The following is a 25,178-nucleotide window of genomic DNA, read 5'->3' as shown; positions in this document are numbered from 1 at the left end:
GGATCCGTGACCGACGAACAGCCAGAGCGCGCAGGTTTCACCCACCAGATCAGGGTCCGCTACGGCGACTGCGACATGCAGGGCGTGGTGTTCAACCCCAACTACTTCGCCTACCTCGACGACACCATGGACATGTGGCTCCAAGCGGTGCTGAGCGACGGCTATCTGCCGAACGAGTTCGACTACATGGTCAAGAAGGCGTCCATCGAATGGGACTCCCCGGCCAGGGTCCACGACGTGGTCGACCTGCGCCCCCAGGTGACCCGGTGGGGGCGGTCGTCGTTCGAGGTGGAGGTGCACATGGCGGTGGCCGGGCGGCGGATCGGCATAGCCGAGTTCGTCTTCATCAGCATCCGGCCAGGCGAGCATGAGTCGCCGACACCCGTGCCTGTGCCCGAGAAGGTTCGCGCCGCACTGAGCTGAGCTCGCCGACGGCCGACGGCCTTACTGGTCTGCGTCGTCCAGTTTGTAGACCCGCCGGGCGTTCTCCGAGGCGATGAGGTGTGCGACGCGTGCGGCGTCCGAACGCGTCCACGCCCCCTCCGCGACGCCCTCGTCCAGGAACCGTCCCAGGCTGCGTCTGAAGAGCAGCGCGCCCAGGTAGTAGTGCTCGGCCAGGCCGTAGGCGTCGGATGCGAAAAGCACTTTGCCGAAGGGGGCCAGCTCTAGAAGTTCCGCAAGGACGGCGGGCGCGCGATGGCCGACGTTGTGCGTGGCCAGGCTGAGGTCCACGAAAACGTTCTTGAATACCTGGGCGAGGTAGCCAGCATGGCGTTGGTACGGGTAGTTGTGCAACAGCAATACTGGCGTGTTGGTCGGCTCCAGTTCCCGTAGGAGCGGCGCCAGGCGGGCTGGGTCCGCCCGGTGCAAGTCCACATCTGAGTCCCCGTAGGCGATGTGGAACTGAATCGGCATTTCGCAGTCGACCGCTGACCAGATCAGGAAGCGGTGCAGTGTCTCGTCCGCGATGCGGGGTGGGCCGCTGCCGCCCGCAAGTGCACGCTCCGCCTGACGGTAGAGACGTTCCGCCGCGGTCTTGACCTCCTGCGCCGATGGACGTTCACCGGACAGTTCCAGGCCCACCCTGTAGGCGGCGATGGACTTGGCGCCCACCGCATGCTCAGCGCGTACGGCCAGACGGCTACGCACCTCGCCGGGGAGGGCGGACGCCGAGACGCCGTCCGCGAGCACCTTCTCGGCCAGGTCTTCCAGCCGTACGATCTCGTGTCCCTGTGCCCCGGCCAACTCCCCTAGCTCGGCGGGCTCCAGCAAGGGCTCGGGGGTGTAGCCGGTGTCGACGCACAGCCCGTCCAAACCGGAGGCCGCCAGGAAGCGGCGGTTCACCTCCGCGGCACCGAGCGCAGCCCGCCGGGCAAGGTACTCGTCCGGCGATACGTGGGCCTCCAGGTCCAGTACGGGCGCGCACCATCGGCGTAGCGCGAACCCGATCTGCGAGTCGAAAAGGGTACCGCCCAAAGGTGAAGGGGCAGCGACCTCTGTGAGGAAGCCTTCGAAGTCCGAACGGCCAAGATCCCTTGGAAGAACCCCGTGACAGTGATGGTCGACAAGGCGCAGAATATCCATCTCCTGAAGAATGTCCGCGGTCTCTTGGCGCATGTCCCCCATCATGTTTCTCTCCTTGCGTGCGCCGGGACGAGCGTGTTCCTACGATGCCGTTACCGTCAGGCCGTCACCGTAACCCCGATAGGGAGCGTCATTGTGGAAGAAAAGGACCAATCCGCCCTGGGCTCGTCCCCCGGCGGGGACTCGGAGCGGCGCCTGGACGACCGGGAACGGGCGCGGCGCGGCCAACGGGCCGCCACGATCGCCGCGGAACTCTCGGTCCAGAACGTGGCGGCGGTCGCCCTTACGTGGGTGGATACCAGCGGCATCACCAGGACCAAGGGCGTTCCGGTCCGCCGCCTCCAGGAAGCGGCCACCTGGGGCGTCGGCATGTCGCCGGTGTTCGACACCTTCCTGCTGGACGACACCATCGTCTCGGGCCGGTACGCGGGCGGTCCTGTGGGCGACCTTCGCCTGCACCCCGTTCTGAGCCGTCTCGTACCGATGGCGGGGATGGCCGGCTGGGCGTGGGCTCCCGCGGAACGCTTCACCCAGGAGGGCACGGAACATCCCCTCGACGCAAGGGGGTTGTTGCGCCGGGAAGTCGAGCGGCTGGCCGCCCAAGGCTGGTCCATACGCACCGCCTTTGAAGTGGAATGGGCCCTGTCGGAAGGGGGCGGCGAAGACTTCACCCCTGCCTGCGGCGGTCCCGCATATGGGATGACAAGAATCGCAGAGCTTTCCGATTATCTTCGCGATCTGCTGCGCGCGCTTGACGCGACCGGTGTGTCCGTCGCGCAGATTCATCCCGAGTACGCGGCGGGGCAAATGGAACTGTCGGTGGCGGCGGAGGACCCGATCGGCGCGGCCGACACCCTCGTGCTGGTGCGGGAGACGATCCGATCGGTGTCCTTCCAACACGACCTGGTCGCGTCGTTCTCCCCCAAGGTCCTCGCCGATGCGGTGGGCAACGGGCAGCACGTCCACATGAGCCTTTGGCGCGACGACCCGGTGAAGGGCACCGCGGTCAACGCGATGGCGGGCGGCGACGGCCCGTGCGGCATGACGCGCGCGGGAGAGGCGTTCACCGCCGGAATCCTGGAACGGCTACCGGCTCTCCTGGCCCTCGGCTCCCCTTCTGTGGCGAGCTACCTGCGCCTTATCCCGTCCCACTGGGCAGGCGTGTTCGCCTGCTGGGGGCATGAGAACAGGGAGGCCGCGCTGCGGTTCGTCACCGGCCCGCAAGGGCTGCGAAGCCACGCCGCCAACTTCGAGGTCAAGTGCTTCGACGGCGCCGCCAACCCCTACCTCGCCCTGGCCGGGCTGCTGGCCGCCGGCCGGGCCGGGCTCGGCGCCGAGGCCGTCCTGCCGGAGCCCGTCGACGTCGATCCCGCCTCGCTGAGCGAGGCCGAACGGGCCGAGCGCGGGATCACCCCTCTGCCCTCCTCGCTGCGCGAGTCCCTCGCCGCGTTCGAGGCCGACCCCGTGCTGCGCGAGGCCTTCGGCGACGAGGTCATCGACACCGTCGGGGTGGTGCGGCGCGGCGAGATCGGCCTGTTCGACGGCGTCGCGCCCGAGGAGATCGCGGCCGCCACCCGCTGGCGCCACTGACGCGTGCGGCCGCCGCCCCCGGGGCGGCGGCCGCCACGGCCTCCGGCCTCAGAAGGTGATGAGCGGATCGCCGATGAAGTCGGCGACGAAGTTCACGAAGAAGAACCCGAAGAACAGGAAGTTCAGCAGCAGGATCACGTGGTGCCACAGCCGCGGCCGGGCCGGGCGCGGCAGCCTGGAATTCAGGTACATGAGCATGAACGGGTAGATCAGCGCGCCCAGGTTGGACATGTTCGCCGACCACTGCACCAGGCTGACCGGCAGCGCGAAGTGCAGGATGATCCCGATGATCACCAGCAGGACGAGCATGAACGGGTAGTAGAAGCGCCGCGGGTCCCCCTCCAGCAGACCGCGCAGCCGCGGGCTGGTGGCGTGCGCGGCGTCGGTGGTGACGCGCACCATCGCCTCGAAGATGCCCAGCTGGGTGGTGAACAGGATCAGCACGCCCAGGATCAGCGCGAGGTAGAACAGCCACCGTCCGTACTCGGCGTCCAGCGCGGCGGCGACGAACGTCGGAACGTTCTCCTGCGTCGGCTTGGTCCCGGTGATCTCGACCGCGCGAGCCATCAGGATCGTCGGCAGCAGCATGCCCAGCATCGCGCCGCCGAAGAAGATCGCCCACATGTCGGTGAGCAGCAGCCGGTACCAGCGCCGCCACATCGCCCGGTTCCTGGCGTCGTCGGGGAAGGTGACGCCGCTGGCCAGCAGTTTGACGCGCTCGCCGCGCAGGCCGGCGATGAAGCCCGTCCGGTGCCCCATCCCGTAGCCCTTGTCTCGGTAGTGGCCCATCACGTACCAGTTCAGACCGGAGGCGAGCGCGGTGAACCCGACCAGCCCGCCGATCTGCGTCGCGGTGATGCCGTCGGGCGGCGCCGCGGGGGTGACGAAGCCCTTGATGCCGTCCCACCACAGCCCGAACGGGACGACGAACAGGCACACCAGCACCAGGCCGACCAGGATGGCGCCGATCATGACCCAGTTGGCCAGTTCCAGGGTGCGGGAGACGCGGCGGGCGCCGGCGGCGATGAGGAAGACGACCACCAGCAGCGCGATCGCCCAGATCCGCGGTTCCTCGGCGCCCTTGGCCGGAACCTCGCCATGGACCAGCGCGTACAGCCCCTGCCCCGCGGAGGCCGCCCAGCCGCCGACGATGAACGAGAAGATGACGATGAAGACCGACACCGGCACCCACAGGATCCAGCCGGGCGGCACCCGGCCCCAGCCGACGACGGGCGCCTCCCCGGTCGCCATCACGTACCGCGAGCACTCGATGTTGTAGAGCGTCTGCAGGACGGCCGAGACCACGATGATCCAGCCGATGCCCTCGAAGCCGAACTGGCCGACCGCCTGCGGGCCGAGCAGCCATTCGCCGCTGCCGATGGAGATGCCGAGCGCGATCATGCTCGGGCCGAGCGCGTACTTGACCAGCTCGCGCGGCCCGATCTTGCGGACGCCGAACACCTCCTCCGGGCTGGGGAGGTCGGTGATGGGCAGGTCCGGCCGGCTGACGCCGAGCCGGTAGGTGGCGGTGCCGGACGAATCGGGCACGGGGGGTTCGTTGGAAGCGGGGTCGAGGGTGGGATCGGCCATAGGACGCCCTCCGGTGAGCAGGCCCCCGACTTCCTCGGCTGCCTGCATGATCCGTCAGGGAGTCGGGCCCGGCAATACCCCGGAGGCTCCGATTTTCATCCCGTCGGCGACGACCGCGTTACCCGGGCGGGGGCCGCACGGCCCGTCCAGTGGGGAGCGGGCCGGGCCACCGGGCCGGGCCATCGGGTGGCCGCTCAGCCGCCGCGGCCGCGCCCGGCGGCGGGCCCGCCGTCGCGTACAGGACCGCGGCACGGCGCACCGCACGTTTCGGCCTCGGCGACGACCGGGCCGGGCTGGAACGGCTGGACACGCATCTGGACGGCCCCGCAGGCGCAACGCGTGTACGTGACCACGCCCTCGGAGGTCAGATGCCGCGACAGCACCTCGTAGACGTCGGACTGGGGCCAACCGCAGCGCGGGCACTCATCCACAGTGCATCCCGTCTTCACTGGCCTTCTGTAAGGGGTATAACTAAAATGTCGTTTACATCATGACAGACCGCGGGAGCCGAGGCAATGCAGATCACCGGTTACAGGAGTCGCGGAGTGGCCGCCTCGGTGGCACTGGTGAACGCCGTCACCGGCGCCGGCGGGGACGACTCCGAGGAGGCGCTGCGCACGCTGCTGCGCGAGCACGGCTTCTTCTGGCACCAGTTCGAGCCGCGCCACGCCGAGTCGTTCCGGGATTGGGGCCGCACGCTACGGCGGTTCTTCGAGACCACCGAGCTGCCCGTGGCCGTGGACCTGCTCAACGAGCTGCTGCTCCAGGTCCCGATGCACCCGCACCTGGCGGATCACGACGACCCGATGGACGTGGGCCTGCACATCCACTACGCGCCCCCGTCAGCGGACCTGCCGCACAGGTTCCGGGCAACGACCCTCATGAATCTGTCAGAGCTGGTGTGCAAGCACGGCCTGAGCCGCACGGGAGTGTGCGCGGCCGAGGGTTGCGACCGCGTTTACGCCGACACCTCACGCGCGGGGCGGCGCCGCTTCTGCTCCGAGGCGTGCGCCAACCGCACCAACGTCGCGGCCTTCCGCGCCCGCAAACGGGAGGCTTAGGGGTGTTGCACAACCTCGTCCGTGGCGAGCGGCGTGCAGATGCATGCCTCGCAAGGCGAGGAGGGAACCGTCTCAGGTTCGGCTGTCGCCCCCACGCAGCGAAGTGTGTACCTGGGGTCGCGCAGTAGGAACAAGCCCATGAAACACCCCTTGGTCGAGACCGGCCTTGCCGATCAGCCGTCAGCCGTTGCGGACCCGGTGGACGCCGCATCGGAGGCGCCGGGCAGCGCCGGGCCGCGCGGCGGAATCGCGTCCGCGCGGGTCGGATCGATGCCGTCCAGGGCACCGCTCGCGGCAGCCCGGGCAAGGTCGACCATCGAGACGGAGGCGGTGCGGATCTGGAACTCCTGGCGTGCCAGCGGCAGATCACTCAGCTCGACCAGCAGCGAGGCGCCACCGAGAATGCCGTAGGCGTTGCGGGCGATGCCCTGGTACGACCCGCCCGGGTACTGCGACACCACCGCGCCCGCCCGGGTGAAGGTGTCGTGCACGCGCACCCCGACCTGCTTGGACACCTTGAGCGCACCGGCGGGCACGCCCTCGGCGGTGGGCCACAGGATGGACGTGGTGATCTCCCTGCCGTCCGGTGGCGGGAAGGCGTACCGGCCCTGCATGTGGAAGTCGACCATGATCGACGGACGGAACGCGGCATGCCGACGCCGGATCGCGGCGGCCTCGGGCACCGGGTTGTCCTCGGGCCGCACGGCCGGGTCGTGGTAGCGGTTGATGTCGTAGCCCTTGCCCGCTTCGCCGTATTCGGGCCGGGCGTCGGGGTCGTAGTTGTAGCGCCAGTTGTAGTGGTGGCCGTCCGGGTTCGCGCGGACGAGCACGCCCAGGGTGATCTTGGAGCGCAGGTCGCGGGAGGCCCTGTCGTTCTTCGTGCCCAGCGTGCGCAGGGCGAGCAGGGCGGATTCGGTCCCGAGCGGCTCGTCGCCGTGCTGCTGCGTCACGTACATCACCCGCTTCGAACCGGTGCCGAGCGTGGCGAACCATAGCGGGCGGCCCTGGTTGGACGTGCCGATGCTGCGAACGCGCACCCGGCCATGGCTGGCCCGCTCGATGCGCTTCAGCTCACGCGCGAGCTCGGCATTGCTGTGCAGGCGTGCGCCAGTTTGTGCGGCCGGGGCCGTGACTCCTGCTGGAGCACCGCCGGAGACCAATGCGGGGGCGTTGATGGTGGCGCCGGCCGGGATCGCCAGCGCGCCCGCGACGAGGGCGGCGGCGGAGATGCCTGCGGCGAGGGGACGGGTCATGCGCGCGGATGGGGGTCGCAAGGGGAGCCTCCTGACGGATCAGCGGACGGACGGGGGTGGGTGCCCGTCTGCTGGAACCGCTTGATCAACTTTTGTGGACGCCAGCCGTTCGTCCGGACGGCGCCGACCTTTCCCGGGTTCTGGGGCACCTGATAAGGGCCAGGGCCCGGACAAGCCCGTGCGGCGACCGATATCCCGTGGCCAGGCGCCGGCGAGCAGTCAGGCCGCAGCCGGCTGGCTGCGGCCTAGCGACGGCAGGACGGCAGCGGTCTAACGGAAGGTCGCCTTCAGAACGTCGATCCCCCGGTTGTGGTCGGCCACGTAGATGTAGCCGCCGTGGTAGTACGACGCCCAAGCCCGCGCGTCGTCCGGCCGGAAATAGGCGACCTGGCGCGGGTTGGTGGGGTCACGGACGTCGATGAAGCGCGTCCCCTGCTCGTAGAACGACTGGGCGAGCACACCGTCCTTGACGTCGAAGTAGTGGGCCGAGCACCCGTCGGTATCCGGGCGGCTGCCCTCCTGCCCGGCCACGCTCCACGTACCGAGTGTGCGGAGGCGGAACGGCTTGTCCGGGGTGGAACGCCACCCCTGCCCCCCGTACGAGCCCTTGAGAGAAGCGATGACCAGGAGACCGTCGTTCGCGCACCCGTCGTTGAAGGTCTCCTCCGTGACGATGAGCGTCTGGCCGTCACCCCACTTGCGGGGGTCCGGCCCCTGGTCGCGGGTCCGGCCCACGGCGCGGTAGCTGTTGTGCATGAACGAGGAGTTGGTCGTGGCCTCGTCGATACCGCCGCCCGCATATGGCACCGGGTTCCAGGGCGTCGCGGTACGGAAACGCTTCGTCAGCGGATCGTAGTGGCGCCCGCTCGTGTGATAGCCGCGCACCCCACCACGCCCTGAAGCCCACGCGATCCCGCTTGAGTCGACCTGGATGTCATGCGTGTAGTCGGTCTTGCCGTCGTTCCGCCCAGTGTCGATGGGGTCCTTGAAGACCTTCGGCTTGCGCGGGTTGCGTACGTCGGTCACCCATACAGGACGGCCGCCCCAGTCCTCCGGCATCCACTTCGCTTTGGCCGGGCCGCCCGTCCACAGGTAGCGGCAGTCGTTGATGCACGACGTCGTATGCCCTGCGGGGATGACCTGGTAGGCGATCTGCTTCAGGCTCTCCGGCTTGGACACGTCGACCACGTACACGCCCGACTCACCGGTGTCGGTGTTGCCACCGAAAGCGCGGGGGTCTCGCGACAGATAGATGATCTTCCGCTTGTGGTCGGCCTCGGTGTCCTCCCCCTGCCAGAAGCCCGGCAGGTCGAACGAACCGACGAGTTTGGGGCTGCGGGGGTCGGCGCTGATGTCGTACCCCTTGAGGCCGAACCGGCCGCTCACGTACATGATGGTGCGCTTGCCGGGCCCTTTGCCGTAGTCCATGAACACGAGCGAGGTGGCCTCTTTGGCGTCGGGCGCGTTCCCTACGCGCTGCACGCCCTTCACCGCGTCGGACGCCTTCGACGACGTCTTTCCTGCATCGCGCGGTCCGTGCCCTGTGTGCGTTCCAAGGTCACGGCCCTCTCCCTGCGACTGGGCCACTCCGCCTATGAGAGTCTGCTGATTGCCCGGCTCGGGAGGGCACGCCCAGGCCGTTCCGGCCGTCAGCGCCGCCACCGACACCACCCCGGCCGAGCCGAAGAGGACACGTCTGGAACGCGTTCGCCCGTACATGCGACGCCGTGGCCCCAGGTCCGTGGGCTCTCGCGTGCGCTCGGTCCGGGTGCCCTTGGTCAGATGTCTGCGCGCCAACATCGTGCCTCCACTTTCAGCGGGGACGTAGCGGCGGGGGTGTCGCCGAGCCAAGTCTGAAGCGACGGATCTTCGTGATCAATTGGCTATGCCTCACAAAAGGTGCATCCCCCCTCTGTCGTCCACAAGCTGGACGGCTGGTGAAGGGACCGCGACGAAGCCGGGACCGTCCCGTGACCGGGGGCGGCTTCCGGATCCGAATGCCGTGCCGTACGCTCACCGGCGTCGTCGTCAGCGCCACGGGAGCGGCCCTTGAACAGCGTCACGCGTACCGCCGCACTGGTCGTCGGGGCGGTGGCGATGCTGGTGGCGCCGCTGGCCGTCATGACGGCGCTGCGCGAACCGGACGACCCGCGGCTGTCCGTGGGCGCCGCGCCGCCCGCCACGCTCGTCCCCGGCGACATCCGGGACGCGACCGGGCGGATGATCGCGGGCGCCGTATGGACCGGCCTGGTCACCTACGATCCGCGCACCGGCTCCCCTGTCCCGGCCGCCGCCGAGTCGATCACCTCCGGCGGCGACAGGACCGTCTGGACGGTACGGCTCAGGCCGGGCGGCCGCTTCCACGACGGCACGCCCGTCACCGCTCGCTCGTTCACCGACGCGTGGACGGCGGTCGTCCGCGAAGGCTGGCACGGCGCACGGACCATCTCCGAAGTGGCCCGGATCAAAGGCGCATCGGACAAGTCCAGCGTTGAAGGCCTCAAGGTAAGCGACGACCGCACGTTCGAGGTGACGCTGGACCGCCCTCTCAACGGCTTTCCCGCCCTACTGGGTGACCCCGCCTTCCTACCGATGCCCGAAAGCGTGCTCCGATCCCGCGATTGGTCGTCGTACGGGCGTCGCCCCATAGGGAACGGCCCTTATCGCATCAGCGCCCATGGGCCACGCGAAACCGTCCTTGAACGCCCCAACGCCCGCACCATCGTGGTGAAGGCCATACCGAAGCCGGCCGACCAGTACGCCGCCGTAGAAGTGAACCGCTTGGACGTGGCCACGGCCGTCCCTGCCGAACGCCACGAGACCATGGACAGCGAATTCCGCAACCGGCACCTCACCCTGCCCGGGCGGACGATGACGCACCTGGCGTTCCCTTCCTGGGAGAAACGCTTCACTCCCGCCGTCCGCCAAGCGCTTTCCTTGGCCATCGACCGGACCGCGATAACCGAGGGCTCTCTTGGCGATCAGGCCACACCCGCCAATTCCCTGGTTCCACCCGGGGTGCTGCCAGGTCGCCGCGAGGGTCAATGCCGTCTCTGCATATACGACCCCCGTGCCGCAACGGCCGCCCTGACGGACGCGGGCGGCCTGAACGGCACGCTCAACATCTGGCATGAACCGTCCGACGCGGCCTGGGTCGAGACCATCGCCGAGCAACTCCGCAAGAACTTGACCATAGACGTGCAGCCCCGCCCCCTGCCCACGGCAGACCTCCGCAAGGCGTTGGACGAGCGGGAGGTGGACGGCCCCTTCGTCGTCCATTCAATCGCCCCCTACCCCGCCCCGGTGGCAGCCCTGCGTCCTCTACTCGAAGCCGGTACCGGCTACCAGGACGACTACGTTTCCGACCTGATCGACCAAGCCGAGAGCGCCACAACCCCAGAAAACGGCGTCACACCGGCCCGCCTGGCGGAGTCGACTCTCCTGCGCGACATGACGGCGATGCCCCTATGGTCGCCCCATGACCACTTCGTATGGTCCGAGCGCCTACACCCGATAACCGCGACCCCCTTCACCGGCCTTTCCCTCTCTCGCCTAGCCCTCAAGAACTAAAGATTGGCTAGGGCCCCGTCTAGAAGTGGCCTCGGATACCGCGCGAGCGCGTTACCTGGTCGCCGGGCCGATGTCCGCGCTCACCCAGACCCGGTCAGACGCAAGTCGTCAGGCGGGCGCCGCGGGCCAGGACGTGGGAACACAGCCTAGGACATGCCTCACGGATCCACGTTCTGTTGCGCGCCGCCCAGGCACGCACCTGAACGCCGCGCACGACGGACAAGACCCACAAGACACGCCTTAGAGGGTGCTGAGACGGTGGGCCAGTGCGGTATGGCGGCGCCCCGCACCCGCCGTCCGGACCGCGGCGGCCAAAGCGCGACGGGAACCGACCAGCACAACGAGTTTCTTCGCCCTTGTGATGCCGGTATAGAGCAGATTACGTCGCAGCATCATCCATGAACTGGTCGTCAGCGGTATGACCACGGCCGGATATTCGCTGCCCTGTGAACGGTGAATGGTGATGGCGTACGCGTGTGCGAGTTCGTCCAGTTCGTCGAAGGAGTAATCGATGATCTCGTCCTCATCCGTCTGAACCGTCAGAGTGTGCTCCTCCAAGGACACCTCTGTCACGACGCCCACGGTGCCGTTGAAAACCCCTGCCTCCCCCTTGTCATAGTTGTTGCGGAGCTGGGTGACCTTGTCGCCCACGCGGAAGACGCGCCCGCCGTAGCGCCGTTCAGGCCGGTTGTCGTGGTGCGGGGTCAGCGCTTCTTGCAACAGGCTGTTCAGCGTGCCCGCGCCCGCGGGCCCGCGGTGCATCGGCGTCAGCACCTGCACGTCACGGCGCGGGTCGAGGCCGAACTTGCGCGGTACGCGGTTGGCGACGACGTCGACCGTGAGCTCCGCGGCGGGCTCCGCCTCCTCGCACGGGAACAGGAAGAAATCCGGGTAACCCTGAGTGTGCGGGTGATCGCCCGAGTTCACCCGGTGTGCGTTGACCACGATGCCCGACTGCTGCGCCTGCCGGAAAATCTTGGTGAGCCGAACTCGCGGTACGCCCTCGGCGGCCAGCAGATCGGCCAGCACCTCCCCCGCGCCGACCGACGGAAGCTGGTCGACGTCGCCGACCAGCAGCAGATGGGCACCGCGCGGAATCGCCTTGACCAGCTTGTTGGCCAGGATCAGATCGACCATGGAGCTCTCGTCGACCACCACCAGGTCGGCTTCCAGCGGGTTGTCCTGGTCGAACTTGGCGTCCCCGCCCGGCTGCAGCTGCAGCAGCCGGTGCACGGTAGCGGCCTCGTGCCCGGTCAGCTCCGCCAGCCGTTTGGCCGCCCGCCCGGTGGGCGCCACCAGCACGATCCGCGCCTGCTTCGCCGCGGCCAGCTCCACGATGGACCGCACCGTGAAACTCTTGCCGCACCCCGGACCGCCGGTCAGCACGGCGACTTTGGAGGTCAACGCGAGCCGTACGGCCTCCTCCTGTTCGGAGGCCAGGTCGGTGCCCGTCCTTTTGCGGAGCCAGGCCAGGGCCTTGGCCCAGTCCACGTCGGCGAACGCCTTCAGCCGGTCGTGCCCGGCGTTCAGCAGCTCCCGCAGCCCGGACGCCAGCGAGCGCTCGGCCCGGTGGAACGGGACCAGGTACACCGCCGGGACGGTGGCCGCCTCCTCCCCCGTCCCGGGGATCGCCTCCCTGACGATCCCCTCCTCCTGGACGAGTTCGTCGAGTGCGGGCCCGATCAGTTCCCGCGGCACGCCGAGGATCTTCTCCGCCGCCGTGACCAAGTTGGGCTCGGGGAGGAAGCAGTGGCCGTCGTCGGCGGCCTCCGACAGCGTGTACTGCAGACCGGCTTTGATGCGCTCCGGGCTGTCGTGCGGGATGCCGACCGCCTGCGCGATGGTGTCGGCGGTCTTGAAGCCGATTCCCCACACGTCCGCGGCCAGACGGTACGGCTCGCGGCGCACGGTGTCGACCGATCCCTCCCCGTACTGCTTGTAGATCCGCACGGCCAGGGACGTCGAGACCCCCACCCCCTGCAGGAAGACCATCACCTCCTTGATCGCCTTCTGCTCCTCCCAGGCGTCGCCGATCCGCTTGGTGCGCTTGGGCCCGAGCCCGGGCACCTCCACCAGCCGCTCGGGCTCCTCCTCGATGATCCGCAGGATGTCGGTGCCGAAATGGCTCACCATCCGGTCGGCCATCACCGGACCGATGCCCTTGATCATCCCCGAGCCGAGATACCGCCGGATCCCCTGCACGGTCGCGGGCAGCACCGTCGAGTAGGAATCCGCCTCGAACTGCCGCCCGTACTTGGGATGCGACCGCCATCGCCCGGTCAGCCGCAGGCTCTCCCCCACCTGCGCCCCGAGCAGCGCGCCCACCACCGTCAGCAGATCGCTCCCGGTCCGCTCGGTCGCCACCCGGGCGACGGTGTAGCCGGTGTCCTCGTTCGCGTACGTGATCCGCTCGAGAACCGCCTCCAGCACCACCGGCCTCGGCCCGCTCTCGGCCGCCGTCACCGGCATCGCCCCTTCCGGCCGCTACGCCTCATGCCGAGGGATTCTACGCAGCCCCGGCGACACTTCCCGATTCCCGTCCGACCTGTGGATAACTCGCTCCGCGAAGTTATCCACAATTCCCGCGCCCCTGGCGATGCCCCGCACGCCGCGCCGACGATGGCTCCCATCGGAACCGAGAAAAGGAGAACGAGAATGCACGGCGCGATACCCGGCATCGGCATCAGCACCCTCGTCTACGGAACGGTCTGGGTCATCATGCTCACCACGTGCGCCTTCCGGAGCCGACGATGAAGGTCTCGGTCATCGTCCCGGCCCACAACGAAGAACAGGGCCTGCCCGCCACGCTCGCGTCCCTTATGGCACAGACCGATCCCGCCTGCCAGATCATCGTGGTCGACGACGGCTCCATCGACCGCACCGGCGAGGTCGCCCGCACCTATGGCGTGACCGTCCTGCGCCCGCCGCACAACCTCGGCAGCAAGGCCAAGGCACAGAACCACGCCCTCCCGCACTGCGAGGGCGATCTCGTGCTCGCGGTCGACGCCGACACGATCCTCGCCCCCGACTACATCGAACGCCTCAAACCCGCCTTCGCCGATCCCGGCGTCGCCATCGCCGCAGGCAACGTCCAGACCCGTTTCACCCGCACGGTCTGGGAACGCGGCCGTTCGATCGAGTACCTGTTCGGATTCCACTGGCACCGCCCCATCCAGGCCAGTGCGCAAAGCCCCATGGTCTGTTCCGGCTGCTGTTCGGCGTTCCGTCGCGATCTCCTCCTGGCGCACGGCGGCTTTCCCGAACGCACCATCGTCGAAGACATGGACCTCACCTGGTCCGCCCAGATCGCCGGCCACAAGGCCGTCTACGTCGGCGACGCCGTCGCCTGGGCGGCAGACCCCGAAACACTCCCCTTCCTACGCCGGCAGGTTCGCCGCTGGATGGCCGGCTTCTTCCAGAACGTACGGCTCCACCTACGCCAACTGGTCTTCCGCAAACCCATGCTCGCCCTATGGGTCCTGCTGGCCATCCTGGAAATCCTCCTCGCCCCTCTCTGGTGGGCCACCCCGGTGCTGCTCACCCTCACCTGGAACATGCCGGTCGGCCAATCCATCGCCTGGTGGTGGGGCACCGAACTCCTCCTCATGGCACCCCCGCTCATCTACGCGGCCAAACGCCGCCGCATCCCACTCCGCCAAGTCCTGCTCAACATCCCCTGCGTCTACCCCGCAAGGGCGATCAACACCTACTACGCGTGGAAAGGCCTCATCACAGAATTACTCCTCGTCCCCCTAGGCCTCACCACCTCGCTCACCATCTACGAAAAAGGCCGCGCGGACACCCTCCCCCCAGGCCCCTACATCCCACGCCACGCCACCCAACAACGAATTCAAGCCCTCAAGCCTCCCCAAGGCAGCCACCCTGAAGATCAACACGGCAAGCCAGGCCATCCCAACACAGAAAAACGAGATCATGAACCTCCCCAAGGCACCGTCAAACGAACCATGCGCGATTGAGGTGCTATCTCGCCAACGTAATCACGCCTTTCGCAATCTCCAGAACACCGACGTCAAGCCAGCCGCGCCCTCAAACCCCACCCACCCGGCGCGGCGAACCTCAGCCTCACCCACACGAGCGCCCCCTTCCCACAGGGGTGGTTCCGCCAGACGACCGCTGCGTCAGCCTGGCATGCCTGGCTGCGCACGCGTATCGGCTGGATTCGCCACCGTCACCCGCGCGGCCGGGGTACCGGCTGATCCGCGACGCCGTCTTCCGGCGCACGCCGCCGTCGACCAGTCCGCGGCCCGCTCTGCACGCCCGCCCATGCGAAGCCTTGCGGCGAAGATTCTTACGCGCTTGCCCAGGCGCCCCGCCATCGAGTACCCGCCTTGGCGTGTAAGCCATCGCCGATCGCAAAGCATGGCTCCTGCGCAGCGCTGGGGACGTCCTGGCGCCCCTGTCGGAGATCTCCGGGGTCCAATCGGGGAGCGTGTACCGCAGCCTGTTGCTCGCGCGCGGCCAGTAGGCGTGGGTGTCATGGCGGGCTGCTGCCACCAAGGGCGGAGGAATTCGGTTGTGCGGTCGGCAGAGATCATGCTGTCCTAGTGCCAACGCCCTCCCGGTGCGAAGGCCACGGGTTACTTCTTTGTCCGAGAAAACAGATCCTGCGGCCGTTCCCGACCTCGGGAGGGTGACAACTTCAGAGCGTGCGCACCCGGTGCGCAGGTGAGGGTTACTTCGTTTCGGGAACGAGAGGTTGCGGGTTCGAGTCCCGTCGCCGGCCGCGCGGCCGGCGTAGCTCAACCGGCAGAGCGCTAATGTCACCTTCACCGTCTCCGACCTCGGGTGCCTCCTCTGGACACAACTGAATATGCGTACCTCCCGGTGCGCAGGTGAACGGGTACTTCGGGTTCGATTCCTCCCGCTGGCTTCAGCGGTCGCCCAACTCGGCGGGCATTCCCGTGCACCGATTTGATCTCGGGAGGGAGCACAGACTTCGCGGGTGCCCGGTGCGCAGGCAACGGATACTTCCTTGTTAATCCGTGGGTTGTGGGTTCGAATCCCACCGCCGCCCTGGGCGGTGTAGCTCAACCGGCAGAGCACTGGACGCGTCGAAACCGTCGCCGACCTTGACCTCGGGCACCACCGCGAAGCCCCGGGCTCCCTCCGACAGCGGAAGGAGCCTTTCTCTATGGCGAAGTTCAACCGCGGCGCGACGCGCCCGGCCGTCTCCAGCCCGGTGAAGACCGCGGCCGCCCCGACCGGCCGCACCCACGAGGGCGCGCCCGGCTACGCGCGAGAGGCGAAGTCTGAACTTTTCCTCCTGTCGGTGGCGAACATGGTCGGCGAGAACTCCTTCTACGAGGCCGCCGGTGACCGCGACGACCGGTACCGCACCCTGATCCGCCAGGTCGCCGTGGAGGACGTCGAATGGACGGCGGGCTTCCTGTCGTGGCTTCGCGGCGAGGCGAACATGCGCTCCGCTCCCGTCGTGGGCGCCCTGGAGGCCGTCCGGGCCCGGCTGGCCGCCGGTGAACAGGGCGGCAACCGGCAGCTGGTCAGCAGCGTCCTGCGCCGCGCCGACGAGCCCGGCGAGGCCCTCGCCTATTGGATCGGCACCTACGGCCGCGCCATCCCCAAGCCGGTCAAGCGCGGCATCGGCGACGCGATCCTCCGGCTCGGCACCGAGTTCAACTACATCAAGTGGGGCGCCTCGGAGGCACGCGGGTTCAGCTTCGCCGACATCCTCAACCTGACCCACCCGGGCGACCGCAAGGGCAGCTCACAGGGCAACCGGTTCCGGGGCCCCTGGCAGCACGACCTTTTCGGGTACGCGGTGAAGCGCCCGCACCAGGCCGACGCGCCCATCCCGGCCTCGCTGGAGACGCTGACGCGTCGGGGCGCTTTGCTGACCATGCCGGTCGACGAGCGCCGCCGCGTTCTGGAGGATCCCGAGCTGCTGCGCCGGGCGGGCATCACCTGGGAGGCCCTCGCCGGCTGGCTCCAGGGCCCGATGGACGCCCAGGCGTGGGAGTCGATCATTCCGAGCATGGGGATCTTCGCGCTTGTGCGGAACCTGCGGAACTTCGACCAGGCGGGCGTGCGCGACGAGGTGGCCGAGCAGGTCGCGGCCAAGCTCGCCGACCCCGAGGTCATCGCGCGCTCGCGCATGTTCCCGTTCCGGTTCCTGGCCGCCCACAACGCCGCGCCGTCGGTGCGGTGGACGTGGCCGCTGGAGCAGGCGCTGAACCACTCGCTGGCCAACGTGCCGCGGCTGACCGGCCGGACACTGGTCCTGGTCGACCGGTCCGGCTCGATGTTCGGAGGCGTCTCCAAGAACTCGGGCCTCAACCGGGCCGACTCGGCGGCGATCTTCGGCGCGGCGCTGGCGATGCGCGCGGCCTCGGCCGACCTGGTCGAGTTCGGCACCGGCCACCGGGCCGTCGAGGTACGCCGCGGCGAGTCGCTGCTGAGGGTGCTGGGACGGTTCACCTCAATGGGCGGGACCAATACCGCCGAGGCGGTCCGTGCCAACTACCGCGGCCACGACCGCGTCGTGATCGTCACCGACGAGCAGGCGTGGGGCGGTTACCGCGGGGCCGACCCGACCGCCCAGGTGCCGGCCAGTGTGCCGGTCTACACCTGGAACCTGGCGGGCTACCGGTATGGCCACGGCCCGTCCGGCGAGAGGCAGCGCCACACCTTCGGCGGTCTGTCGGACGCCGCGTTTGGACTGATCGACTTGATCGAAATGAGAAAGTCCGCCTGCTGGCCATGGGAGCGAAACGGCGGCACGACTTCGATAAACTGACCCTATGACTGACCGCGTGCGTTCAATTGACGGATGTGATCGCCCACACAAGGCGCGCGGTTGGTGCGGCACTCACTACCGTCGGTGGGCACAGCACGGTGATCCCCTTTCATACTGAGTACGAGTGGACGCGAAAGGGGACACCGTGCCGCCACCCGTATTGCGAACGACCCCGACATGGCGGCGGGCGCGGATACGGTCACCTTTCACTATCAAGGGCTACGTAGAGGCAAGAACGGACTGGAGGGATACATGCCTCGCGGGAGCCTGCAGAACGGATACCGCATCTTCTGGGTCAACGGGAAGCGCGTGCCCGAACACCGCCTGGTGATGGAGGGGATTCTCGGCAGGCCGCTGATCCCCCGCGTCGAGAACGTGCATCACAAGAACGGAATCCGCGATGACAACCGGCCTGAGAATCTCGAGCTGTGGTCATCGGTGCAGCCGAAGAGGCAGCGGGTAAGCCATCTTCTGGCGTTCGCCCGCGAGATCATTGAGCAGTATGGGGACGTGCCTGATGCCGCCCTGTGACAAGGCGCAAGGGTCGCGCTCCAGATGATCCCGCTCCTGGAGGCGGAAGGGACGCGACCTGGCCCTGGCTGTAGGGAACCGCCCGATCCGCGGTCTGAAGCGGGCTGTTCTTGCCGTCGGCGCCGAAGACGGGCGCGCCTGTCTGGATACAAGTCCTTGTGTAGCCAGCCGGTCTGCAGTCTCTGGGCCGTTCGGGGAACGGAGGCGCTAACTCGGCAGCGGTGTTTCGCCTTTGGCTATCTCCAGGATGCCGGTCTCGGTCGCCAGGGCCGCCACCAGCCGGGCCGGGATGACGTCGAAGGCGGGGTTGAAACCTCGGGCGCCCGGTGGGGCGACTGTGAGCCCTTCCCAGGTCAGCACCTCATCGCCGGGTCGCTCCTCGATCGGGATCTCCTCGCCGGACGGTGTGTTCAGGTCGACAGTGCTCCATGGTGCGGCCACCACGAATGGGATGCCGGCGTCAGCGCAGGCGAGGGCCACCCCCACTGAGCCGATCTTGTTGGCGACGTCGCCGTTGGCGGCGATCCGGTCGGCGCCGATGACCGCCACGTCGACCAGACCGCGCAGGATCGTGCTGGCGGCGGCGCCGTCGGCCTGGACCAGGTAGGGAATGCCCGCCTGTTCCAGCTCCCATGCGGTGAGACGGGAGCCTTGCAGGAGCGGGCGGGTCTCGTCGGCGTACACCAACTCCACGGCATCACGCTGGGCCAGCTCGCGGATGACCCCGAACGCCGTTCCCCACCCGGCCGTGGCGAGCGCTCCCGCGTTGCAATGCGTGAGGACGCGGAGCGGCCGCTTCCCCGTACGAGCGAGAATCCAGTCGGCGCCGCCCCTTCCGATGGACTGGTTGTTGCGGACGTCTTCGTCCAGGAGTTTCCGCGCTTCGGCGACCACCGCGTCAACGCCCTCGGGCACGAACGGCAGCACCCTGTCGACGCCGGCGGCGAGGTTGACGGCCGTCGGGCGGGCGGAACGGATCCGGTCGATCGCCGCGTCCCGTTCGCCGGCGGTCCACCCCTGCCGCTCGGCCTCGATCATGGCGATGGCCACGCCGAACGCCCCGGCTACTCCCAAGGCGGGCGCGCCGCGGACGGCCAGCCGCCGGATGGCGTCGACCAGCGTCCCGGTGTCGCGCACGTGAAGATGCTCGAAGCGGCCGGGCAGCACGGTCTGGTCGATGAGCCGGAGCCCATCGTCCGTCCATGCCACGGCCCGGATGTCGTTCACCATGCCCCCACTCCATGCATACCTCGCCGACAAGAACATTCTCCTCTAGGGAGACGCCTTGTGGATCTTGCGGCGGCCGGTCCCCCTGAAGGCACTGCCCGTTCCCCGCTGCGCCGGCAGCGTTTCTCGTCTCCTTGACCTGGGATAACTTGACATGAGTCGAATCTATGTTCGACATTGTAGGCGAGCGGGAGGGGAGATCGTCGAGTGGCCGAGGCGGCGTGGGCGGGGCTGGCGTCCGTGGACGCGCTGCGCGCCGACTCGGCGCAGGCCGCGCGGGATCTGGTGCCCGTGCTTCCCGCCCTCCGGCCGGTGATCCCGGGCGGGGGGCTGCGGCCGGGGTCGATCGTGGGGCTGGACGGTCCGGGGGCCGCCTCACTCGGGCTGGCCCTCGTCGCGGGGGTGTCCGGGGCCGATGCGGAGGGTTGGTGCGGAGTCGTGGGCCTGCCGGACTTCGGGGTCGTCGCGGCGGTGGGTATGGGGGCGGCCCCCGAGCGGCTGCTCCTGGTGGACGAGCCGGGTGAGCGATGGCCGGATGTGGTGGCGGCGCTGGTCGAGGCCGTCGACCTGGTGCTCGTCCGGACGCCGGAGGTTCCTTCGTCCACGGCCGTGCGGCGGTTGTCGGCGCTGGCCCGCAAGCACGGCTGCGTGCTGACGCTCACGGGACCGTTCGCCCGCGCCTGGCCCGGGACGCGGTTGCGGCTCCGCGTGGACGAGGCCGCCTGGGACGGGCTCGGGGACGGCCATGGCGTGCTGCGGGGACGTCGTGCGCAGGTCACGGCCGAGGGCCGGGACGCCCCTGGCCGGGGCCGTCAGGCGGACGTGTGGCTTCCCGGACCGGATGGCGAGGTCATCCCCGCCGAGGCGCCGCCGGGGCGGCCGCTGCTGGAGGTCGTCACCGGGGCCGCCGAGCCCGATGCCCCTGCGACACGGCGGGTGGCGGCCCGAGTGAGGACGGCGAAGTGAGCGAAGGGCGGGGCTCACCTGGGGAAGGCACCTTGGGGTGGTCCGAGGCGCGTCCTGTCCTCACAGGACTTGCGGCTCCGGGGGCCCGAGGGGCTGACGAGAGTTGGGGCTTGTGAGCCGGGTTCTGGTGGTCTGGTGTCCCGATTGGCCGGTTACGGCGGTGGGCGTGGACGCGGCGACGGCCGGTGCGGTGGTGGTCGACGGACGGGTTGCGGCGTGCAGCGCGGCGGCCAGGGCGGAGGGGGTGCGCCGGGGGCAGCGGATCCGGGACGCCCAGCGCCGTTGCCCCGATCTGGTCGTACGGGAACGGGACACCGATGCCGAGGGGCGGCTTTTCGAGACGGTCGCGAACGCCGTCGCGGAGCTCACGCCCAAGGTGGAGGTTGTACGTCCAGGGCTGTGTGCGGTGCCCGCGCAGGGGCCGGCGCGTTTCTACGGCGGCGAGGAGGCGTTGCGGCTGCTGGTGCAGGACGCGGTGGTGGAGGCGGGCTTCGACTGTGGTGCGGGCATAGCGGACGGCCTGTTCGCGGCGGAACTCGCGGCGCGTGGCGATGACGGCGGCGTGGTGGTCGGGCCGGGCCGGGCCGCGGCGTTCCTGGCGCCCTATCCGCTGTCGGTGCTCGAGCGGCCCGAGCTGGGCGACCTGCTCGGCCGGCTCGGCATCAGGACGCTGGGTGATTTCGCGGCGCTCCCGTCGGGGCATGTGGCGGGCAGGTTCGGAGCCGACGGGGCGCTGGCGCACAGGTTGGCGCGAGGTGAGGAGCCGCGTCCCGTGGCGCCCGCGGCGGCGAGCGTCGATCTGACTGTGCGGAACGAGTTCGATCCGCCGGCGGAGCGGGCCGAGCAGGTCGTGTTCGCGGCCAAGCGGCTGGCCGGTGAGCTGCACGACGGGCTGGCCGCGGGCGGGCTGGCGTGCGTGCGGCTGGAGGTGCAGGCCGGTTTCGCGGACGGGCACGTGCTGCGCCGTCTGTGGCGCCATGAGGGCCGCTTGCCGGCGGCCGCGGTGGCGGAGCGGGTCCGCTGGCAACTGGCGGCGTGGCGGAGCGGGCAGCCCGTCCCGGGCTCTGATGGCGTGGAGGAACCGCCGCGGGACGAGGCCGTGTGGGGTGGGGTCGTCTGGCTGGAGATGGCGCCCGACCAGCTCGTCCCGGACGAGGGCACGCAGGGGTCGCTGTGGGGGCGGTCCGCGGTGACCGAGCGGATCTCCCGTGCCGCCGACCGGATCCAGACGCTGCTGGGGCATCGGGCGATCACGCGTCCGGTCCTGGTCGGGGGGCGGGGGCCGGGCGAGCGGGTGGCCAGGGTACCGGTCGGCGATCTGCCTCCGCGGGAGGTGCGCGAGGGGCCCTGGCCCGGTCGCGTCCCGGCGCCCGCCCCCGCCGTGGTGCCGCGGCGCCCCTGGCCGGCCGGGGTGGTGGACGCGTCGGGCGCGCCGGTGGTCGTGTCGGCACGCTGTGCGGTCTCCGCGCCGCCCGCGTCCCTGTCGGTGGACGGCGGCCCGCCCGCCGCGATCACGTCCTGGACGGGGCCGTGGCCCGCCGTCGAGCGGTGGTGGGATCCCGGGCACGCGCGCCGCCGCGCCCGCTTCCAGGCCGTCACCGATGACGGGCGTGCGTTCCTGCTCGCCGTCGAGGGCGGCCGCTGGCATGTGGAGGCCGCGTATGACTGAGACCGCGGGGCGGGTGGGCTGATGGGGTGGCACAACCCACCGGTTCCCTGGCGCGAGTTCGAGAAGCGTCTTTCCTGGCGCGTCCCGGACGAACCGGCGCCCAAGCCCGTACCGGCGCCGGATCGTGTGGTCGAGCGGCGTGCCAAGCCGGACGTGGCGTGGGCGGAATTGCACTGCCATTCGTCGTTCAGCTTCCTGGACGGGGCGAGCGCCCCGGAGTCGTTGGTGGCGGAGGCGGTCCGGCTCGGGGTGGAGGCGATGGCCGTCACCGACCATGACGGCATGTACGGGGCCGTCCAGTTCGCGCAGGCCGCCGGTGAGGCCGGGATCGCGACGGTGTTCGGGGCGGAGCTGAGCCTGGGGCTGCCGGGGCCGCGCACCGGGGAGCCCGACCCGGCGGGACGGCATCTGCTCGTGCTGGCGCGGGGGCCGGCCGGGTACGCGCGGCTCTGCTCGGCGATCACGGCGGCGCAGCTGGCGGGCGGGGAGAAGGGCCGTCCGGTATACGACCTGGACGCGCTCGCGGCGGGCCACGAGGGGCATTGGTCGGTGCTGACGGGCTGCCGGAAGGGGCCGGTGCCGGCGGCGCTGGAGGCGGGCGGCCCGGCGGCCGCGGAACGGGAGCTGCGCCGGCTGGTGGACATGTTCGGCCGGGACGGCGTGTTCGTGGAGCTGATCGATCACGATCAGCCGGGTGACGATCGCCGCAATGACGTGCTGTTCGAGCTGGCCGCGCGCACCGGGGTGGGGGTGGTGGCGTCCAACAACGTGCACTTCGCGGCGCCGGGGCCGGACGCGCGGCTGGCGCAGGCGCTGGCGGCGGTGCGGTCGCGGCGGAGCCTGGACGACATGGTGGGCTGGCTGCCCGCGGGCGGGACGGCGCACGTCCGCGGCGGGGCGGAGATGGCGGCGCGGCTGGCGCGGTTCCCGGGGGTGCGGGAGCGGACGGTGGCGCTGGCGCGGGAGTGCGCGTTCGACTTCCACGTGGTGGCGCCGCGGCTGCCGGACTGGCCGGTGCCCGACGGGTACAGCGAGGCGAGCTGGCTGCGGCGGCTGGTGGCGGAGGGCGCACGCGAGCGGTACGGGCCTCCCGGGCGGGAGCGGGTGCCCGGCGCGTACGCGCAGATCGCCAAGGAACTGGACGTGATCGAGGGGCTGGGCTTCCCCGGCTACTTCCTGATCGTGCACGACATCGTGGAGTTCTGCCGGAGGCGGAGCATCCTGTGCCAGGGGCGGGGTTCGGCGGCGAACTCGGCGGTCTGCTACGCGCTGGGGATCACCGGGGTGGACGCGGTGCGGCACGGGCTGCTGTTCGAGCGGTTCCTGTCGCCGGGACGGGACGGCCCGCCCGACATCGACCTGGACATCGAGCACCGCCGCCGTGAGGAGGCGATCCAGTACGTATATGCGAAGTACGGGCGGGAGTGCACGGCCCAGGTCGCCAACGTGATCTCCTACCGGCCGCGGATGGCGGTGCGGGACGCGGCGCGGGCGCTGGGGTTCTCGCCGGGGCAGCAGGACGCCTGGTCGCGCGGCGTGGACGCGCGAGCTGTGTCTCACCCCCAGGGCTACGCCCCGCCGCCCCCCATGGTTGGCGCGGAGTCGGAGGTTCCGGCGGCGGTGACGGCTCTGGCGGGGCGGATGCTGGAGCTGCCGCGGCATCTGGGGATCCATTCGGGCGGGATGGTGATCGCCGACCGTCCGGTCGGGGAGGTCTGCCCGATCGAGTGGGCGCGGATGCCGGGGCGCACCGTCCTGCAGTGGGACAAGGACGACTGCGCGGCGGCGGGCCTGGTGAAGTTCGATCTGCTGGGGCTGGGCATGCTGGCGGCGTTGCACGACTGCTTCGACCTGGTGGAGGAGCACCACGGCGTGCGGTACGACCTGCAGTCGATCCCGCCGGAGGACCCGAAGGTGTACGAGATGCTGTGCGACGCCGACACGGTGGGGGTGTTCCAGGTGGAGTCGCGCGCGCAGATGGCCACGCTGCCTCGCCTGAGGCCGCGCGAGTTCTACGACTTGGTGGTGGAGGTGGCGCTGATCCGGCCCGGCCCTATCCAGGGCGGATCCGTCCACCCGTACCTGCGTCGCCGTAAGGGAGAGGAGGAGGCGTCCTGCCCGCACCCGCTGATGGAGAACGCGCTCGCACGCACCCTGGGCGTGCCGCTGTTCCAGGAGCAGATGATGCAGCTGGCCGTGGATTGTGCGGGCTTCTCCCCCGCGGAGTCCGACGAGTTGCGGCAGGCGATGGGTGCCAAGCGCGCGCCGGAACGGGTAGAGCGGCTCAAGCAGCGCCTACTGGGCGGGATGGCCGAGCGTGGAATCCCCGCCGACCTGGCCGAGGGCGTCTACGAGAAGATTCTGGGGTTCACGGGCTTCGGTTTCCCTGAGTCGCATGCGCAGAGCTTCGCCCATCTGGTGTACGCGAGCGCCTATCTCAAACGGCACCACCCCGCGGCGTTCACGGCGGCGCTCGTACGGAACCAGCCCATGGGGTTCTACAGCCCGCAGTCGCTACTGGCCGACGCACGCCGCCATGGGGTGGTCGTCCGGGGCGTGGACATCAACACCAGCGACGCACACCCCACTCTGGAAGAGCCCCTTGCGGTTGAGTCCGCCCATCCGCATGCCCCGTCGGAGCCGCAGCCCGCGATCCGATTGGGGTTCACCGGTATCCGCAACCTGGGCGACGATGCGGCCGAGGCCATCGCCGCAGGACGCCCGTACACGAGCATGGAGGACCTTGCGCGGCGCGTCCGTCTTTCGGCGGCGGCCCTTGAGGCCCTGGCGACGGCGGGCGCCTTCGGGTCCGTCCCCGTTCGGGACAGCGAGGGCCGTAAGGGGCTGACGCGGCGTGAGGCGTTGTGGGCTGCGGGCGCCCTGGCCGGTGTGGGCCCTGGTCAGCTGGAGGGTGTCACGCCGGGTGCCAGTGCTCCAACGCTCCCGACGATGACGCCCGTAGAGGAGACCCTGGCCGATCTATGGGCGACCGGGGTCTCCCATACGCACCCCATGGCCCATGTACGCGAGGCCTTGGACGAACTGGGCGCGACTCCGTCTCGGCGGCTCCCCGAGGTGCCGAACGACACCAACCTGGTCGTCGCAGGGCTCGTCACGCACCGCCAGAGGCCACCGACCGCAGGCGGCATGGTGTTCATGACCTTGGAGGACGAGACCGGCATCCTCAATGTGATCTGTCCGCCTCAGGTCTTCCAGCGGCACCGCGGCCTGGCCGTTGACGCGCAGGCCCTCCTGGTGAACGGACGGCTGGAGCGCGCGGACGGCGTGACCAACATCCGCGCCACCCGACTGCGCCGCCTTCCCGTCCCGGGACGCGTCCGCGCCCGCAACTTCCACTAGTGCCG

General features: G+C 69.8%; 17 protein-coding genes and 1 tRNA gene. 11 read left to right on the top strand and 7 right to left on the bottom strand.

Annotated features, from left to right (window positions below; all coding sequences use genetic code 11):
• Nucleotides 1-6 precede the first annotated feature (6 nt).
• The gene (locus ABD340_RS47140; RefSeq protein WP_344598657.1) at nt 7-423 is read left to right on the top strand and encodes an acyl-CoA thioesterase; all 417 of its coding nucleotides are present in this window, start codon (nt 7-9) and stop codon (nt 421-423) included.
• Between the two features lie 21 nt (nt 424-444).
• Here the strand turns inward: ABD340_RS47140 and ABD340_RS47135 are convergent, their stop codons facing one another.
• On the bottom strand, nt 445-1,629 hold the full coding sequence (locus tag ABD340_RS47135) for an amidohydrolase family protein (RefSeq protein ID WP_344598656.1): 1,185 nt from the start codon (nt 1,627-1,629) through the stop codon (nt 445-447).
• A 90-nt stretch (nt 1,630-1,719) separates the two neighbouring features.
• On the opposite strand from ABD340_RS47135, the gene ABD340_RS47130 reads away from it, so the two are divergent.
• Nucleotides 1,720-3,174, top strand: a complete 1,455-nt coding sequence (locus ABD340_RS47130) for a type I glutamate--ammonia ligase (RefSeq protein WP_344598654.1) — start codon at nt 1,720-1,722, stop codon at nt 3,172-3,174.
• A gap of 48 nt (nt 3,175-3,222) precedes the next feature.
• Here ABD340_RS47130 and ABD340_RS47125 read toward each other — a convergent pair whose 3' ends face one another.
• A complete protein-coding gene (locus ABD340_RS47125) occupies nt 3,223-4,764 on the bottom strand; it encodes an Nramp family divalent metal transporter (RefSeq protein WP_344598652.1) in 1,542 nt (513 codons plus the stop codon).
• 194 nt (nt 4,765-4,958) lie between these two features.
• On the bottom strand, nt 4,959-5,195 hold the full coding sequence (locus tag ABD340_RS47120) for a hypothetical protein (protein ID WP_344598651.1): 237 nt from the start codon (nt 5,193-5,195) through the stop codon (nt 4,959-4,961).
• A 114-nt stretch (nt 5,196-5,309) separates the two neighbouring features.
• On the opposite strand from ABD340_RS47120, the gene ABD340_RS47115 reads away from it, so the two are divergent.
• On the top strand, nt 5,310-5,825 hold the full coding sequence (locus ABD340_RS47115) for a CGNR zinc finger domain-containing protein (RefSeq protein ID WP_344598650.1): 516 nt from the start codon (nt 5,310-5,312) through the stop codon (nt 5,823-5,825).
• A gap of 173 nt (nt 5,826-5,998) precedes the next feature.
• Here the strand turns inward: ABD340_RS47115 and ABD340_RS47110 are convergent, their stop codons facing one another.
• Complete coding sequence (locus tag ABD340_RS47110; protein ID WP_344598649.1) at nt 5,999-7,078, bottom strand: M14 family zinc carboxypeptidase; 1,080 nt, start codon at nt 7,076-7,078, stop codon at nt 5,999-6,001.
• 270 nt (nt 7,079-7,348) lie between these two features.
• Complete coding sequence (locus ABD340_RS47105) at nt 7,349-8,560, bottom strand: LVIVD repeat-containing protein (protein ID WP_344598647.1); 1,212 nt, start codon at nt 8,558-8,560, stop codon at nt 7,349-7,351.
• A 615-nt stretch (nt 8,561-9,175) separates the two neighbouring features.
• Here ABD340_RS47105 and ABD340_RS47100 point away from each other — a divergent pair.
• Complete coding sequence (locus ABD340_RS47100) at nt 9,176-10,648, top strand: peptide ABC transporter substrate-binding protein (protein WP_344598777.1); 1,473 nt, start codon at nt 9,176-9,178, stop codon at nt 10,646-10,648.
• A 240-nt stretch (nt 10,649-10,888) separates the two neighbouring features.
• Here the strand turns inward: ABD340_RS47100 and recD2 are convergent, their stop codons facing one another.
• On the bottom strand, nt 10,889-13,117 hold the full coding sequence (gene recD2, locus ABD340_RS47095) for an SF1B family DNA helicase RecD2 (protein ID WP_344598646.1): 2,229 nt from the start codon (nt 13,115-13,117) through the stop codon (nt 10,889-10,891).
• Nucleotides 13,118-13,398: 281 nt separating this feature from the next.
• Here recD2 and ABD340_RS47090 point away from each other — a divergent pair, with 281 nt between their 5' ends.
• The 4 genes from ABD340_RS47090 (at nt 13,399) to ABD340_RS47075 (ending at nt 17,951) form a co-directional block, all read left to right on the top strand.
• A complete protein-coding gene (locus ABD340_RS47090) occupies nt 13,399-14,625 on the top strand; it encodes a glycosyltransferase family 2 protein (RefSeq protein ID WP_344598645.1) in 1,227 nt (408 codons plus the stop codon).
• Nucleotides 14,626-15,330: 705 nt separating this feature from the next.
• Nucleotides 15,331-15,392, top strand: a tRNA-Ser gene (locus ABD340_RS47085).
• A gap of 408 nt (nt 15,393-15,800) precedes the next feature.
• Nucleotides 15,801-17,420 carry a TROVE domain-containing protein gene (locus ABD340_RS47080; RefSeq protein ID WP_344598644.1) on the top strand — a complete coding sequence of 540 codons (1,620 nt, stop codon included), beginning with the start codon at nt 15,801-15,803 and terminating at the stop codon, nt 17,418-17,420.
• Between the two features lie 177 nt (nt 17,421-17,597).
• Nucleotides 17,598-17,951 (top strand): HNH endonuclease, encoded by a 354-nt coding sequence (locus ABD340_RS47075; RefSeq protein ID WP_344598643.1) that lies wholly within the window; start codon nt 17,598-17,600, stop codon nt 17,949-17,951.
• Between the two features lie 207 nt (nt 17,952-18,158).
• Here ABD340_RS47075 and mtnA read toward each other — a convergent pair whose 3' ends face one another.
• Nucleotides 18,159-19,181, bottom strand: coding sequence for an S-methyl-5-thioribose-1-phosphate isomerase (mtnA, locus tag ABD340_RS47070; protein WP_344598641.1), 1,023 nt, complete (start codon nt 19,179-19,181; stop codon nt 18,159-18,161).
• A gap of 204 nt (nt 19,182-19,385) precedes the next feature.
• Here mtnA and ABD340_RS47065 point away from each other — a divergent pair, with 204 nt between their 5' ends.
• The 3 genes from ABD340_RS47065 (at nt 19,386) to ABD340_RS47055 (ending at nt 25,173) form a co-directional block, all read left to right on the top strand.
• Entirely contained in the window at nt 19,386-20,144 is a 759-nt protein-coding gene (locus ABD340_RS47065; RefSeq protein ID WP_344598639.1) for a hypothetical protein, read from the top strand.
• A gap of 166 nt (nt 20,145-20,310) precedes the next feature.
• Nucleotides 20,311-21,813, top strand: coding sequence for a DNA polymerase Y family protein (locus ABD340_RS47060; RefSeq protein WP_344598638.1), 1,503 nt, complete (start codon nt 20,311-20,313; stop codon nt 21,811-21,813).
• A gap of 21 nt (nt 21,814-21,834) precedes the next feature.
• A complete protein-coding gene (locus tag ABD340_RS47055) occupies nt 21,835-25,173 on the top strand; it encodes an error-prone DNA polymerase (RefSeq protein WP_344598637.1) in 3,339 nt (1,112 codons plus the stop codon).
• Nucleotides 25,174-25,178: the final 5 nt, after the last annotated feature.

Origin of the sequence: Actinomadura vinacea, assembly GCF_039532545.1 — a bacterium.
Classification (GTDB): Bacteria; Actinomycetota; Actinomycetes; order Streptosporangiales; family Streptosporangiaceae; genus Spirillospora; species Spirillospora vinacea.
This window is presented reverse-complemented; position numbering and strand designations above follow the sequence as displayed.